This window comes from Thalassospira sp. NFXS8 (assembly GCF_040148805.1).
Classification (GTDB): Bacteria; Pseudomonadota; Alphaproteobacteria; order Rhodospirillales; family Thalassospiraceae; genus Thalassospira.
The window spans coordinates 98,205-112,490 of record NZ_JAGEMF010000003.1; the positions used below are offsets into that span (position 1 = coordinate 98,205).

At 53.1% G+C, this 14,286-nt stretch carries 15 protein-coding genes; 12 read left to right on the forward strand and 3 right to left on the reverse strand.

Features of this window, described 5'->3' with window-relative positions; translation table 11 throughout:
- Positions 1-153: 153 nt before the first annotated feature.
- The 9 genes from J4E05_RS16855 to J4E05_RS16895 all read left to right on the forward strand — a co-directional run bounded on the left by J4E05_RS16855 (position 154) and on the right by J4E05_RS16895 (position 8,294).
- Complete coding sequence (locus J4E05_RS16855; RefSeq protein WP_085595066.1) at positions 154-1,176, forward strand: TRAP transporter substrate-binding protein; 1,023 nt, start codon at positions 154-156, stop codon at positions 1,174-1,176.
- 112 nt (positions 1,177-1,288) lie between these two features.
- Positions 1,289-1,816, forward strand: coding sequence for a TRAP transporter small permease (locus J4E05_RS16860; protein ID WP_349597851.1), 528 nt, complete (start codon positions 1,289-1,291; stop codon positions 1,814-1,816).
- Positions 1,813-3,096, forward strand: a complete 1,284-nt coding sequence (locus tag J4E05_RS16865) for a TRAP transporter large permease (protein WP_349597854.1) — start codon at positions 1,813-1,815, stop codon at positions 3,094-3,096. Before J4E05_RS16860 ends, J4E05_RS16865 begins: the two co-directional genes overlap by 4 nt.
- An 11-nt stretch (positions 3,097-3,107) precedes the next feature.
- Positions 3,108-3,953, forward strand: coding sequence for a dihydroorotate dehydrogenase electron transfer subunit (locus J4E05_RS16870; protein WP_349597857.1), 846 nt, complete (start codon positions 3,108-3,110; stop codon positions 3,951-3,953).
- A complete protein-coding gene (locus J4E05_RS16875; RefSeq protein ID WP_349597860.1) occupies positions 3,947-4,891 on the forward strand; it encodes a dihydroorotate dehydrogenase in 945 nt (314 codons plus the stop codon). Before J4E05_RS16870 ends, J4E05_RS16875 begins: the two co-directional genes overlap by 7 nt.
- The gene (locus J4E05_RS16880) at positions 4,888-6,174 is read left to right on the forward strand and encodes a Zn-dependent hydrolase (RefSeq protein WP_349597863.1); all 1,287 of its coding nucleotides are present in this window, start codon (positions 4,888-4,890) and stop codon (positions 6,172-6,174) included. The genes J4E05_RS16875 and J4E05_RS16880 overlap by 4 nt, the downstream gene beginning before the upstream one ends.
- Positions 6,171-7,262 (forward strand): dihydroorotase, encoded by a 1,092-nt coding sequence (pyrC, locus tag J4E05_RS16885; protein WP_349597865.1) that lies wholly within the window; start codon positions 6,171-6,173, stop codon positions 7,260-7,262. Before J4E05_RS16880 ends, pyrC begins: the two co-directional genes overlap by 4 nt.
- A 1-nt stretch (position 7,263) precedes the next feature.
- Positions 7,264-7,959, forward strand: coding sequence for an orotate phosphoribosyltransferase (locus tag J4E05_RS16890; RefSeq protein ID WP_085595053.1), 696 nt, complete (start codon positions 7,264-7,266; stop codon positions 7,957-7,959).
- Positions 7,960-7,973: 14 nt separating this feature from the next.
- Complete coding sequence (locus tag J4E05_RS16895) at positions 7,974-8,294, forward strand: hypothetical protein (protein WP_349597868.1); 321 nt, start codon at positions 7,974-7,976, stop codon at positions 8,292-8,294.
- 165 nt (positions 8,295-8,459) lie between these two features.
- Here the strand turns inward: J4E05_RS16895 and J4E05_RS16900 are convergent, their stop codons facing one another.
- Positions 8,460-8,630 (reverse strand): hypothetical protein, encoded by a 171-nt coding sequence (locus tag J4E05_RS16900; RefSeq protein ID WP_349597871.1) that lies wholly within the window; start codon positions 8,628-8,630, stop codon positions 8,460-8,462.
- Between the two features lie 324 nt (positions 8,631-8,954).
- Between J4E05_RS16900 and J4E05_RS16905 the strand changes: the two genes are divergently transcribed.
- The 3 genes from J4E05_RS16905 to hmpA all read left to right on the forward strand — a co-directional run bounded on the left by J4E05_RS16905 (position 8,955) and on the right by hmpA (position 11,262).
- Positions 8,955-9,416: an RrF2 family transcriptional regulator gene (locus J4E05_RS16905; protein WP_085595049.1), complete on the forward strand. Its 462-nt coding sequence runs from the start codon at positions 8,955-8,957 to the stop codon at positions 9,414-9,416.
- A gap of 106 nt (positions 9,417-9,522) precedes the next feature.
- Positions 9,523-9,924: a group III truncated hemoglobin gene (locus J4E05_RS16910; protein WP_349597874.1), complete on the forward strand. Its 402-nt coding sequence runs from the start codon at positions 9,523-9,525 to the stop codon at positions 9,922-9,924.
- A gap of 123 nt (positions 9,925-10,047) precedes the next feature.
- Complete coding sequence (hmpA, locus tag J4E05_RS16915; protein ID WP_349597877.1) at positions 10,048-11,262, forward strand: NO-inducible flavohemoprotein; 1,215 nt, start codon at positions 10,048-10,050, stop codon at positions 11,260-11,262.
- Between the two features lie 318 nt (positions 11,263-11,580).
- On the opposite strand, the gene pdxR is transcribed toward hmpA, so the two are convergent.
- A complete protein-coding gene (gene pdxR, locus J4E05_RS16920) occupies positions 11,581-13,041 on the reverse strand; it encodes a MocR-like pyridoxine biosynthesis transcription factor PdxR (RefSeq protein ID WP_349597880.1) in 1,461 nt (486 codons plus the stop codon).
- A 598-nt stretch (positions 13,042-13,639) separates the two neighbouring features.
- Positions 13,640-14,104: a GNAT family N-acetyltransferase gene (locus tag J4E05_RS16925; protein ID WP_349597883.1), complete on the reverse strand. Its 465-nt coding sequence runs from the start codon at positions 14,102-14,104 to the stop codon at positions 13,640-13,642.
- Positions 14,105-14,286: the final 182 nt, after the last annotated feature.

Below are 14,286 nucleotides of genomic sequence, written 5' to 3' on the forward strand. Positions count from 1 at the left end.
TCCAACTATAGCGCAAAATTTCAAAAAGTCTCAATTATTAAGATTTTTTTTCATAAATCTCTTTTTTGAGAAAATTATTGACTTGTTCGACGAAGGTGGGAAGATGGTAATTCCTTTTTCGTTCTGTCGAAACCTATCAGGGGGCTTCTACTAATGACGTTTTCAAAACCGGCAAAAATTTTTGCTGCCGCGTTGTGCATTTCCGGGTTGAGTGTGTTTTCCGCACAGGCCGCAGAATTTGTTGCAAAGATCGGACATCTTGAATCAGCGCAGCAAAGCCGGAACATCTATCTGGAAAAAGTTGCCAAACTGGTGAATGAACGCACCGACGGCAATGTTGAATTTGAAATTTACCCGCAGGGCCAGCTTGGCAACCAGCGCCAGATGACCGAAGGCACCCAGCTTGGTGTGCTCGAGGCGACGGTTTCCCCGGCGGCTTTCCTCGGTGGGTTTAACCCGGCGGTTTCGGTTCTTGATATTCCCTATCTGATGCCTCAGGACTTCAAGCAGGCACAGGCTATTCGCGATAGCGCGTTTGGCAAGGAACTGATGGCGTCTTTCTCGTCAAAGGGTGTGGTTGCCATTGGCCTGTGGCCGAATGGCTTTAAGCAGTTCACCTCGAACCAGCCGATTGAAAACTGGAAAGAATTTGCCGGTCAGAAATTCCGCGTCATGGATTCCAACATCCTGATCGAACAGTTCAAGGCAATGGGCTCATCAGCAATCGCACTGCCGTTTGGTGAACTTTACACCTCGCTTCAGATGGGTGTTGTCGATGGCGAGGAAAATCCGCTCGATACCATCGAACGCATGAAATATTACGAAGTTCAGAAGAACCTTGTTGTTTCCGACCACGGCGCAATGGAAGACGTGATCCTGTTTAACGACGCTTTCTGGAATTCGCTGCCGGAAAACTATCGCAAGGTCATTGTCGATACTTTCCATGAAGTGATCCCGGACCTGGTCAAGGACAAGGCTGACAAGGTTGCAGCCGCCCTTGAAGTCGTAAAGAAGAACGGCATGAATGTGCGTGTTGCCACCCCGGAAGAACGTAAAGCCCTGCGCGAGGAAGTTTATCCCGCGACCAAGGCGGCATATGTCGAGCGTGCCGGTGATGAAGGCAAAAAGCTGATCGACCTTTATGAAAAGGCCTATGCCGACGTCGTAGGTAAGTAATCATCCAGTGGCGGCACGGTGCGGGTTTTCGCATTGTGCCGCCATTTTTGTTTTTAAATTTTCCAACCATCGGCACCAGCGATAATCATAAACGATGCCGGGGAGACAGCACATGGCGACGCTTTTAAAGGTTCTAAGAACGACCGAGCGCATTTTTCTCGTTACCATCTTTTTGCTGATGGTCGGGCTTTTTACCCTTGGTGTGGTGGTGCGCGAAGTTGCCCCGCAATATTCCAGTGATTTTTCCTGGATCGAGGAAGCCGTTCAGATGCTCAATCTGTTTTTGGTCTTCTGCGCGCTGGGCCTGGCGCTGGAACGCAAACGCCATGTTGGTGTCACCACCTTTCGCGATGCTCTTTCCCCGGGCAAACGCAAAGCCGTTTTTGCCCTGATCGATCTGGTCGGTGTTCTGTTTTCAATTTACACCACCTATCTTGGCATCGAGATGGTGCAGTTTGTTTTTGCCTCCGGTCAGCATAGCCCGACTTTGAACCTTCCAATGGCCTGGATCTATCTGGCGCCCACCGTTGGCTTTGCCCTTTTGGGGCTGCGTTATGCCCTTAGCCTGTTTGGTGTGATCGACCGTTTCTCCACCGATAATGCCCAAAATGCCGCCACGCCCGAAAAAGGAGCCGCATGATGTTGATCGCCATTATTGCTGCGACCGTCGTGTTGATGGCGCTTGGCTTCGAGATGTTGCTTGTTCTGGGCTTGCCCACACTTGCGATCAAGGAAGTTTTTTACGGGCGTTTGCCCGATGTGGTGTTTGTCCAGAAATTGCTGGGCGGCATTAACCATTCAACCTTGCTTGCCATTCCGTTTTTCCTGTTTGCCGCCCAGTTGATGGCATCGGGCCAGATCACCCGTCGCCTGATGGGGCTGGTCAGTGCGATGCTGGGGCATACGCGGGGCGGGATCGGCCATACCGTTATTGGCGGGTCGATGGCGTTTGGCTCTGTTTCCGGCTCTGCCCCGGCAACGGTGGCTGCCCTTGGCGGCATGGTTTACCCGGAACTGCGCAAAAGCGGTTATTCGGAAAAATTCAGCCTGGGCCTGATTGTGTCCAGTGCGGAAACCGCCCTTTTGATTCCGCCCTCGATCACCTTCATTGTTTATGGCTGGATGACGGGCACGTCGGTGGCACAGCTTTTTGCCGGTGGCCTTGCCATTGGGGTTGTGCTGGCTCTGATTTTTGGTCTGCTGGTGATGTTTCATGCCGCCCGCCAAAATGTAACAGCCCGTCCGCGCGTTCCCTGGAAACAGCGCCTTGAGGCCCTGATTGCGGCTGGCTGGGCGCTGGGCATGCCGATTATTATTCTGGGCGGGATTTATTCCGGCACCTTCACCCCGACCGAAGCCGCCGCCGTGAGTGTGGTTTACGCCATTTTTGTCGAGGCGGTGATTTATCGCGAACTCAGCTTTTCCAAGCTGGTCGAAATTTGCGAAGCCAGCGCCATTTCAACAGCGGTGATTTTTGTCCTGCTGGCCTTTGGCGGTGTGCTGTCATTCTTTGTCACGCTGGCACATGTGCCGACCTCCATTTCCGCCTTTTTGGCCGCGATTGATGCCGGGCCGATCCTGTTTTTGTTGATCCTTAATGTCTGCTTTCTGATTGCCGGCATGTTTATCGACCCCAATTCGGCCCTGCTGATTTTGGTGCCGCCGCTGTTTCCCGTGGCGACCAGCCTGGGTATTGATCCGGTGCATTTGGGCATGATTGTTACGTTGAATATCAGCCTGGGCATGATCACGCCGCCCTTTGGTCTGGATCTGTTTGTGGCGTCATCGACGCTGGATAAACCCGTGACCAAGATCATTGCCGGGGTTTGGCCCTTTGTTGTGGCGAACCTGATTGCGTTGCTGATCGTCACCTACATACCGCAGATTTCGCTGTTTATTCCCAACCTGTTATTTAGGTAAGGAAACGTCCAATGACTGCCGCTGTCCTACATGTAACGCCGGATTCCGTTCCGGCGAACGAACGGGTATTTGAAAGTGAATGCCTGGTTAAAAGCAATACACCAGTCAATAACGACTATCGGTTGCTTATCCTTGATGCCCCGGCCGAGATTTTGAATTGCACGCCGGGCCAGTTTTTCCATATCCAGTGCCCGGTGCGCGGGGGCCATCAGCCCTATCTGCGCCGCCCCATGAGCATCTATGGCTATTTCCCTGAAAAGGGCGAATTGCAGTTCCTGTATAAAATTGCAGGCGAGGGGACCGCGGCATTAGCCGAGCTTAAAACCGGTGAAAGCCTGAATGTGGTGGGGCCGTTAGGCCAGGGCTTTCATATCGCCCAGGATTGGCAAAACCTGCTGTTGCTGGCACGCGGTGTCGGCCTGGCAACCCTTGCACCCTTGGCATTGGAGGCACAGCGCCTGGGTAAAAAGCTGACCGCCATTTGCAGTGCCCGTTCGCCAGAATTGCTGATGTCGATTGATTATTTTCGCGATTTGGGCGCGGAGATTATTACCGTCACCGATAGCGAAGGCACCTCTGATCTGGCCCATTTGCAGGGCGTGATTGAAGGCCTGATCGCCGGGCCGGGCATTGATGCCTTTTATACCTGCGGCTCCAACCGTTTGCTGAAATTGCTTCAGGAAATGGGGGCAGAACACAATATTCCCGGCGAAATCGCCCTGGAACAGCAAATGGCCTGCGGGCTGGGCATGTGCCAATGCTGTGTACGTTCCTTCCGGGCGGAAAGCGGCATCGTTCATAAACGGGTGTGCAAGGAAGGTCCGGTATTTGACCTTCAGGAGGCAATGGGATGGTAGATCTTTCCGTTCAAATTGGCGATTTAAGCCTGAAAAATCCGATCATGCCGGCATCGGGGACATTCTCCGAAGATTTGGCAACGGTTTTTGACCTCAATATGCTGGGCGCGCTGGTCACGAAAACCATTACCCGCGGCCTGCGCCAGGGAAACCCGACCCCGCGTGTCTGCGAAGTGTCGGGATCAATGCTGAATTCCATTGGCATCCCCAGCAAGGGTGTCGGGCATTTCATTACCAATATGGTGCCGTTTTATCAGGCCTATAACAGCCCGCTGGTGGTGAGCATTTCTGGCAACACCGCCGATGAATTTGCCCGCCTGTGCGAAGAAATCAGTGTGCCGGGTGTCGCCGCGATCGAGGTGAATATTTCCTGCCCCAATATCGAGGAAGACGGCAAGGCCTTTGCCATGCGTCCGGCCTCGACCCTGGATGTGATGCGCAAATTGCGGGCCGCAACCGATTTGCCGTTATGGGCAAAGTTAACGCCCAATACCGGTGAAACATCCGACGTGGCCCGTGCCGCCGAAGAAGGCGGGGCCGATGCCTTGGTGGTATCGAACACCATGTTATCGATGTCGATTGATGTGCAGTCGCGCAAGCCGCGCCTGGGCAATTTGATGGGCGGGCTTTCCGGCCCGTCCTTAAAACCGATCAGCCTGCGCATGGCCTATCAATGTGCCAAGGCGGTGGACATTCCGGTGATTGGCTGTGGCGGCATTTCCACCATCGATGATGTGCTGGAATATCTGATTGCCGGGGCATCTGCGGTGCAGGTGGGGACGGCAACATTCATCCATCCGACCGTGATGGTGCAAATAATTGGCGAGCTGGAAGCCTATCTGGCGCAACACAACATGGCCTCGGTCCAGGAGCTGATTGGCAGTGTCCGTGACGAGGAAGCCGCCGACACCGTTGTCTTTATGGAGGCCGCACCATGAACAATATCGTTCCGTCCTCGACCTTTTCCCAGCAGGATCGCGATATGGTTGCGGGCCTGTTTGCCGAAATTGGCGCGCAAACCGCCGATACCGAAGGGGTCAGCCGCCCGGCCTATTCCGGCATTGAAACCGCAACCATTGATTATCTGGTTGAATTTGCCCGCAAACACGGGCTTGAGGTTGAATTTGATGCCGCCTGCAACGCGCTGTTTTCCCTGCCCGAAGACACGGCAGCAGAGAAATTTGTGCTTGTGGGATCGCACGCCGATAGCGTGCCCAATGGCGGCAATTTTGATGGTCTGGCCGGTATTCTTGCCGGGTTGATTTGCCTGGTCCGTGCGAAAAATGAAGGCCGCCATTTTGCCCGCCCGGTGAAGGTGATTGCCCTGCGCGGCGAGGAAAGTGCCTGGTATGGCCCGTGTTATATTGGTTCCAAGGCGCTGTTCGGGCTTTTGGGCACGACCGAGCTTTCGGCCCGCCATAAGGGCGATGACCGCCCGCTCGCGGAGCACATGGCCGATATCGGCATTGATATGGCACCGGTAAAAGCCGGGGAAAAGCTGTTCGATCCGTCGCGCCTGCTGGCTTATGTTGAATTGCATATCGAACAGGGGCCGTTGCTGGTCAACAAGGATTTGCCGGTTGCCAATGTTTCGGGCATTCGCGGTAATTTCCGCCACAAGGCGATTACCTGCATTGGCGAACCGGGCCATTCCGGCGCGGTGCCACGCGCCTATCGCCGGGACCCGGTATTGGCCACGGCGGACCTGTTTACCCGCCTTGATGATGACTGGGACACCATCTTGCAAAAGGGTGATGACCTGGTGCTGACCAGCGGGGTTGTGGGTACCGACCCGCAAAAACACGCCATTGCCCGCATTCCCGATAGCATATCCTTTAGCCTGGATGTGCGCAGCCAGGATGCGACAACCCTGGATGCCATGCGCGATTTGTTGCGCGCCCATATGCGGATTGTCGAACGCAATCGCAAAATACGGTTTGAGCTGGATGATGAATTAAGCGTTGCACCAGCCCTGTGTGATGGCGATGTGGTGGCAGGTATTTCGTCGGCCATGCGCCGCCTTGGGTTCGAGGATTATGTCATGCCCAGCGGGGCCGGGCATGATGCTGCCGTGTTTGCCAATAATGGTGTGCCCACCGGCATGATCTTTATTCGCAATCGGAACGGCTCGCATAACCCGCGCGAAGCAATGGAGATTGATGATTTCATGGCCGCAAGCTCGGTCCTGTACGAATATCTGACCGATGCGGAGGCGGCATGAAAATAACCGAACTAACCCTGCGCCGCCCCGATGACTGGCATTTGCATTTGCGCGACGGGGCGATGATGCGCGCCGTGCTGCCCTATAGCAGTGCCAATTTTGCCCGGGCGATCATTATGCCCAATCTGGTGCCGCCGGTGGTTTGTGCGGACGATGCCAGGGCCTATCGCGACCGTATTTTGGCCGCCATACCCGCCGGGCATGATTTTACCCCGCTAATGACGCTGTATCTGACCGAAACCACCAATGCCGATGATGTGGCCGCGGCCTATGAGGCCGGTTTGATTTCGGCGTTAAAGCTTTACCCCGCCGGGGCAACGACCAATTCCGAGTCTGGTGTGCGTAATATTGAACGCATCCTGCCGGTGCTCGAGCGCATGGCGCTGCTGGGCATTCCGTTATGTGTGCACGGCGAAGTGACCGATCCGGAGATTGATATTTTTGACCGCGAGGCAGTATTTATTGAAAGGGTGCTGCGCCGCATTGTTGACCGGATGCCCGAACTGCGCATTATCATGGAGCACATCACCACCGAAGAAGGTGTGCAATATGTGTGGGAAGGCGGCCCCAATATCGCCGCGACCATCACCACCCATCATTTGATCATTAATCGCAATGCCATGCTGGTTGGAGGTATTCGTCCACATTATTATTGCCTGCCGGTGGCAAAACGCGAACAGCACCGTTTGGCGTTGCGCAGGGCGGCAACATCGGGCAATGAAAAATTCTTTTTGGGTACGGATTCCGCCCCGCATTTAGATGCGCGCAAGGAAAGTGCCTGTGGCTGTGCGGGGATGTTTACTGCACCCAACACCCTGTCCTGTCTGGCACATGTGTTTGAGGAAGAAGGCGCGCTTGACCGCCTGGAGGCTTTTGCGTCATTGAATGGCCCAGCCTTTTACCGTTTGGCGCCCAACGAAACACGCATCAGACTGGTCAAAAGGCAAACGCCCTTTGAGGTATCGGCAAAAATCGGTACGGATGAGGGTTTGCTAACGGTGTTTGATCCGGGATTTCCGCTTTACTGGCATCCCGATATCGCCGATACGGCAAACCCGGGCGATGCTGTAACCAATACGAGGACCTGAGATGTTTTCCAATGCCTTTCCCGAACGTGCCTTGATGGCGGAAATGACGGCCAAAATGCTGCTCGAGATCGAGGCGGTGCATTTTCGGGCCGACAAGCCGTTTACCTTTACCTCGGGTCTTGCCAGTCCGGTTTATATTGATTGCCGGAAACTGATTTCGTACCCGCGCATTCGCATGACCCTGATGGATTTTGCCGCCTCGCAAATTTTGCGTGATGCCGGCTTCCAGAAATTCCAGGCTGTTGCGGGTGGGGAAACAGCGGGCATTCCGTTTGCTGCCTGGCTGGCCGACAAGCTGGCCTTGCCCATGCAATATGTGCGCAAAAAACCCAAGGGTTTTGGCCGGGATGCGCAAATTGAAGGCGATATCATCGAAGGGGCCAATGTGCTGTTGGTCGAGGATTTGACCACCGATGGCGGCAGCAAAATCAATTTTTGCGAGGCATTGCGCCGTGCCGGTGCCAATGTGACCGATACGCTGGTGATTTTCTATTACGACATCTTTCCGCAAACCCGCGAAAAGTTAAAAGAACACGGGCTGGAACTGCATTGGCTGGCAACCTGGTGGGATGTTCTCGCTGTGTGCAAGGCCCAGAACTATTTTGACCCGAAAACCCTGGATGAAGTTGAAGCCTTTCTGACCAATCCGACCCAATGGTCGGGGCAGCATGGCGGCGCAACAGAAATTACGCTTTGAGAAGGGATACCAATATGTACGAAAAACTGATCACGGTTATGCAGGGCGATGCCCTGGGCGTGCAGGCCTATGAAGAATGCAGCCGCATTGCCGCAACCGCCATTACCGAAAAATCGGGCGATGCCGCACCGTTTTTGCTGCTGGGCATGATTGCCAACCGCTTTATCGATGCCTATCGCGACCAGCCGTTGACGCGTAAAACTGCCGAAGATCAGGCAAAACGCTATGTCGAGCTGTGCAGCGCGTTTCGCGAAGCCTTTGAAAACGGCAGCGATGCGGACAAGCTGAATATTCTCAACGAAACCGCGCGGGCCTATAACGCCGAAACGCTGTAAGCGTTACGGTTTTATCGCCTTTGGCATGGTTTTAAACGTCGTGTCCTGATGCGCGCGATCTTTACGCTGCCGCCTGTTTGAACGGGCGGCAGTTTTTTGTATGGCACAGGGTACATTGCTGTTTTTGACCAAATCTCCTTCGGCCATTGTAGGTGATATCCGGTATTATCTGGTGGTCTCGACGTTATACCGCAGGGCTTTGGTCATAACCGCTTCCATCAGGTCTGCATCGCGCATAGCACGATTGGCACATTGATGACGCTTGCATGAATAGCGGTCTGCCTGGCGTACGCCCATGCTTTCGAACAGAACTGTGCCAAAGCTGATCTTGATCATCGAACTGCCAAGCCGCAACATCCATCAACAAACGAATGACCCGGACGATCAAGGAAGTGACGGCTCAGCGGATCCATTATAAAGATTATGATCAGTTGCGAAGCCATCTCCATGGCTTCATTGCTGCCGACAATTTTTGCAAGCGGCTAAAAATGCTCAAACACTTGCCAACTCACGTATACGTCGGCTCTATCTGGACAAAAGAACCAGAACGTTTCAATCTTGCTGCGAGCCATCAAATGCCGGGATTAAACATCGTGGTTTATAGTCGTTTCACTTATTATTTACATTTCTAATGCGCATTTTTACATGTAAAATAAAATTATGCAGCTTACACGTTTCACGGACTATGCCCTTAGGGTCATCATGCATTTGGCTGCTGCCAATGGCAGCCTGATGTCGACCCGCGAGATCGCCGCCATTCACGATGCCAAGTATAATCATTTGACAAAGGTCACCCAATGGTTGGCAGGCGAGGGATATCTTGAAACCGTGCGCGGGCGTTCCGGTGGCATTACCCTGGCAAAACGCCCGGAAGATATTTCCATCGGGAAACTCGTACGCAAACTTGAAAGTCAGTCTGCGTTGGTTGAATGCATGCGTGAAGATGGCGGTCACTGCCGACTGTCGTCCGCTTGCGGACTGGCGAGTGCGCTTAAAGAAGCAGAAGAGTCGTTTTTTGAATCTCTCGACAAAGTTACTCTGGCCGATATCCTGACACGGCGTCATGGTCTTGTTGGCATTCTGGCTGGGATGAATTCAGAAAAAACCAATTCTTCTCAATAAGTTAACAGATAACCTCACGAGCCTGTTTTTAAAGATTAAAATAAGCATTTACAATGCATGTTTACCGTAATATATGCATTTCAAATGCTTATATTACGAGGCCGAGATGACGAAACCAGACAAGCTTGATCCCGATAAACTTCCGGAAATTCTTACCCGGTTTTACGGCCGTATCCGCAAGGACCCGGACCTTGGACCGGTCTTTAACGATATCGTCGAAGATTGGGATGAGCATCTGCTAAGACTGGAAGATTTTTGGTCTTCATTGATGTTGTCGACGGGACGCTACAAGGGAAATCCGCTTGCGATGCATCGCCTTCATGTCGCGGCAATTTCGCCTGGGATGTATGATCGCTGGCTTCTCATCTGGGCCCAAACGACGAATGAAATGCTGCCGCCAGAGATTGCAAATGTCATGCAGATAAAGGCAACCCGCATCGCAGAACGCTTAAAAAGCGTGATGTATGAACCGACGCACGGCGGGTACTACCAGCTTTCACGTTCCTGAACGTTCCTTTCTATCACGACCAGGCGTTTTTCGCCGGCCCTGACGATCGGCACCTTGCGTGTTGGCCGCAGGGGCCGAACCCTTCCCGCTGCCTTGAACAAAACCACCACGGAGACTTCCGAAATGTCACAATCGCTGTCCCCCCGCACCATCGAACTGGTAAAAGCCACCGTCCCGGCCCTCGGTGCGCACGGTACTGACATCACCAAGGTCATGTATGCCAAACTGTTTCAGGACGCCCATATTCGTGCGCTGTTCAATCAGTCCAATCAGGGAGAAAGCGGATCGCAGGTTAAGGCCCTTGCCGCTGCAATCCTTGCTTATGCGCGCAATATCGATAACCTCGAGGCGCTTGTGCCGGTGGTTGAACGGATTGCGCACAAGCATATCGGTTATCATATCCTTCCCGAACATTATGCCTATGTGGCGCGTGCCCTGATCGGGGCGATTGCCGAGGTGCTTGGCGATAAGGTCAATGACGACGTCCTTACTGCCTGGGGCGAAGCATACTGGTTTCTGGCCAATATCCTGATCGAACGGGAAACCGCCATTCGCGAAAATCTTGAAAGCCGAACAGGCGGATGGAATGGTTGGCGCAAATTCCGGATTTCGGAGAAACGTCGGGAAAGCGACGTAATCACGTCCTTCATTCTCTCACCGGTCGACGGCCAACCTGTGCTGGCGCATCGGCCTGGCCAGTATCTGACCCTGAGGTTTTCCCTGGCCGACGGGACGGAAATCAAACGTAACTATTCGATTTCTTGCGCACCCAATACCTTGCATTACCGTATTTCGGTTAAGCTTGAACCCGCGGGACAGGGTGGGTCGCGCTTTCTTCACCAGGTTTCGCAAATTGGCGACATACTTGAAATAACCCCGCCTGCCGGTGATTTCTTCTTGCCAGACGAACCCGAACGCCCGATTGTCCTGTTGTCGGCAGGTGTCGGCCTGACACCGATGGTTAGCATGGTTGAAACCATCGGGACACATTATCCCGATATCGAGGTTCATTATGTGCATGGTGCGTTAAACAGCCGAACACATGCAATGGACCAACATGTCCGTTCTATCGCACACCAGCATGGCAAAATGTCGGTCGCAACATTTTATAGCGACCCGGCCCCGCAGGATTCCGCCGGGATTACCCATGACCAAAATGGTTTGATCTCGCCCGAATGGCTGCGCGACAATACGCCATTTTCAAATGCGGACTTCTTCTTGTGCGGCCCCAAACCGTTTTTGCGCGGTATGGTCAATGACCTCGGGACACTCGGGATAAAGCCGGAACACATTCATTATGAAATTTTCGGCCCGAGTGACGAAGAAATCGCCGCCTGATCCACGAAGTGCCCGTCAACCAGGTTCTTCGGCCTACCGACATATTTCGTCGTTCTTATGTTACATTATATAAGAGTGCGATTGCCCCGACCCGGAAGGGGCAATCGCTACGCAGCCTATCCATAACCCTGAAAGAACGTATCTGTCCGGTCGAGAAGTGCCTTCTTCACTAATGCGGGACCGTTTCATGATCTTTCTTTCTTTCTTTTGTCGAAGAACAGATTAACCAAATTTCGAGGATATTTCTTGGGGGCCGGACAAGGATGATTAGCTAAAAACGGCAGTACAGGTCGATGACAATATTTACATTTCCTGTGCCTAATTATCGGTGTCAATCAGGCCGGAGATAACGAGTGGGTTCTGACCATATCCACCATTCTTTAGCGGATCGCCGATCATCGTTAGTAACTGACGGCAATCGCGTTCAATACGTCGTTCCATCACATTGGCCACACCAAGAATGAGACCTGAAGGAGAGCAAGATCCACCGTTAAACCAGGGGGACAATGGTGCAGGCCCAAGACCGGCAGCGCGAGCATCGACAAATATGTTTTGGTCATCAAAGCCCTCAGGAATAGGCATAACCACTGACAACGCCGCAGGAACAGCTGTATGTACCCCAAACTTGGTAAGTGTCTCCAAAAGGCGACCTCTGCGTTCGCAATATAGTCGCCTCGTTCGCCTTAAATGTCGCAGATAATGGCCTTCACGCAGGAATTCCGCGAGTGCAACCTGGACCGCAGCGTTCGGCGGCGACCCGAGCCAGGTGGCGATATCGATTAATCTGCGCGCGAGCGGCAACGGTGCAACGAGGAAGCCTATACCAACCATCGGACTAATAGTCTTGCTGAACGTGCCAATGTGGATGACACGATCTGCTCCGGAGCCTGACGCTAGCGCGTTAGAAGGTTGGCCGGACAAATGTAGTTCCGCCAGATAATCATCCTCTACAATCCATGCATCCGATTTTACAGCCCAGCGAATTAGCTCGATGCGCCGCTCCTGTGACATTGTGACACCACTAGGTGCTTGCTGCCCGGGCGTCACAACGGCGACCGTCGCCTCTGGCGCCAATCTTTGACCATCTTGAACCGAGAGTCCTTGTTTATTAACTGGAATAGGCACCACATTGACGCCAGCAAATTCGAGTGCCAGCCGGGTCATGGGGTAACCTGGGTCTTCCACCCAGGCTTTTTTGCCCGTCGCATCTATGGCGCGAAGAGCGAGCGATAGCCCGCTTCGGAACCCGCCGGTTATAATAATCTGATCTGGCGAGCATTCTATGCCACGGGAGATGGCGACATGCGATGCGATTGCAGATCTCAATTCTATCAATCCGCGCGGATCAGAGAGGCCCGTGCGTAGTGCGGTAGTTTGCACCGCCTGTCGAAACAGGCGCGCCCACAAAGTGGCAGGAAAAGCATCAGCGGCAGGGACGCCCATCTGGAAGACCAATGGATCATCAGAGCGATATGAGGCATCCGGCGGGAGGAAGTTACGACTTTCCGATCCGATTGTGGGAACGATTGAAGGCGGTAGGATATCAACTACCCGGGTCCCTCCTGAACGCGATGTCACAAGGAGCTGCCGATCGACAAGTTTTTCGTAAGCGGCTCTTACAGTACCTCGGGCTACGCCAAGTTGCGCTGAAAGGTCACGCCAGGAAGGTAGACGACCTCCTGGCTGAAGTGCTCCCTCCGTGATCGCAACTTCAATATGGCGTGCAATTTGCTCGACAAGCGTCGTAGAGCTCGCGCGATCAAGTTGCAGTTCTATCATGGTTGAGGGGGCATTCCATTCCATGAGTTCAATTATACTTTGCGAAAAAGAAATGATAGTGGCAGCGAAAATCAGAGATGGCCTTCTCGATCACGACAGCACCCTCAGGACCAGCAATATTGCATGCTCCAGAACTACCGTGATTCGCGCCTGGTGCCGTAAGCTCTTTCTGTCCCTTGGTCGTTCGGTCCGGGCCATTGATTATGTACCCTGTGCCGTGAAGTGGGGGGATAATCGAACGACCAATGCGACCAGGCGCCCCGGCTACAAACACTCTCTTTGTCATGCCAAATTACTCCTTCGCAACTTGAGACCTAGAGGCAGGTTTGAGAACCTCCGATGACAGATAGTTCGAGAAAATTCTCTCTGTCCTGGAATTACCAAGGGTCGCTACCTCGAATATTCTAATATAAATACACGGGCCATGAATTTCAGAAGCACTGTTCTTTGTAATTCTGAACTACAGGTATTATAGCCGTTGTAATGAACGAGTGGCAAAACTCTATTTCACATGCTCCGTTAATGAAGACGCATAAGAGCGATCGACAGTGTGACACTGTTAGAAGATTGTAAACGATGAGGAAAATGTTCATGCGACTTACCTCAGTGACTTTTCAAAGCCAATGACTTCTCTGATCAGTCCCTCCCGCTCATAAAAGTGGCGCGGGTCGGTGTTTGTTGCCGCAATGTCGAAAACCAGTCGACGACAATACTCGTCCACACCGATACATGCCAGCTCTCGCAGGAGAGCTGTGCCAAGGCCTTTTCCCCGTTCTCCCTCGGATGTAACCAGATCATCAACATATAAAAAGCTGCCGTGGATCAGATTTTCCATCCTTCGGTATCCAGCGAGCGCTAAAACCTGATTACCTTCCCACGCAGCCAGAATGCGGTATCCCTCGGTTGCCATGCCCGACGCCCGTTCTATCCACTCGGCAGCGTCCGCTAATTCCGGGCGCAATTGGGAAACTACCGGGAAGCACGCGGTCAGCTCATCCTCTCCATGCACATGTCGAAGTATAATTCCAGGCGGCAATGAAGATACGTTAAGCAATTTTCTCATGCTTGCCTCGATAGATTTTAGTTACTGTTGATCCTTGATTCAATTAATTCCCCGGTAGTTCCGTTGATCGTTTGGCAGCTATCCAGACTGTACAATGAAGAATGGCCGACCGCAGCGGGGATGGGGGGAGGACTGCGGTCGGCCGGCACGGACGCAGCTTTGATAACTGCGGCCATTGGAAA

Bases quoted from the DNA above. Each gene is read 5' to 3' on its own strand.
- J4E05_RS16855 (WP_085595066.1), top strand. From the start codon at position 154: ATGACGTTTTCAAAACCGGCAAAAATTTTTGCTGCCGCGTTGTGCATT.
- J4E05_RS16860 (WP_349597851.1), top strand. From the start codon at position 1,289: ATGGCGACGCTTTTAAAGGTTCTAAGAACGACCGAGCGCATTTTTCTC.
- J4E05_RS16865 (WP_349597854.1), top strand. From the start codon at position 1,813: ATGATGTTGATCGCCATTATTGCTGCGACCGTCGTGTTGATGGCGCTT.
- J4E05_RS16870 (WP_349597857.1), top strand. From the start codon at position 3,108: ATGACTGCCGCTGTCCTACATGTAACGCCGGATTCCGTTCCGGCGAAC.
- J4E05_RS16875 (WP_349597860.1), top strand. From the start codon at position 3,947: ATGGTAGATCTTTCCGTTCAAATTGGCGATTTAAGCCTGAAAAATCCG.
- J4E05_RS16880 (WP_349597863.1), top strand. From the start codon at position 4,888: ATGAACAATATCGTTCCGTCCTCGACCTTTTCCCAGCAGGATCGCGAT.
- pyrC (WP_349597865.1), top strand. From the start codon at position 6,171: ATGAAAATAACCGAACTAACCCTGCGCCGCCCCGATGACTGGCATTTG.
- J4E05_RS16890 (WP_085595053.1), top strand. From the start codon at position 7,264: ATGTTTTCCAATGCCTTTCCCGAACGTGCCTTGATGGCGGAAATGACG.
- J4E05_RS16895 (WP_349597868.1), top strand. From the start codon at position 7,974: ATGTACGAAAAACTGATCACGGTTATGCAGGGCGATGCCCTGGGCGTG.
- J4E05_RS16900 (WP_349597871.1), bottom strand. From the start codon at position 8,630: ATGATCAAGATCAGCTTTGGCACAGTTCTGTTCGAAAGCATGGGCGTA.
- J4E05_RS16905 (WP_085595049.1), top strand. From the start codon at position 8,955: ATGCAGCTTACACGTTTCACGGACTATGCCCTTAGGGTCATCATGCAT.
- J4E05_RS16910 (WP_349597874.1), top strand. From the start codon at position 9,523: ATGACGAAACCAGACAAGCTTGATCCCGATAAACTTCCGGAAATTCTT.
- hmpA (WP_349597877.1), top strand. From the start codon at position 10,048: ATGTCACAATCGCTGTCCCCCCGCACCATCGAACTGGTAAAAGCCACC.
- pdxR (WP_349597880.1), bottom strand. From the start codon at position 13,041: ATGATAGAACTGCAACTTGATCGCGCGAGCTCTACGACGCTTGTCGAG.
- J4E05_RS16925 (WP_349597883.1), bottom strand. From the start codon at position 14,104: ATGAGAAAATTGCTTAACGTATCTTCATTGCCGCCTGGAATTATACTT.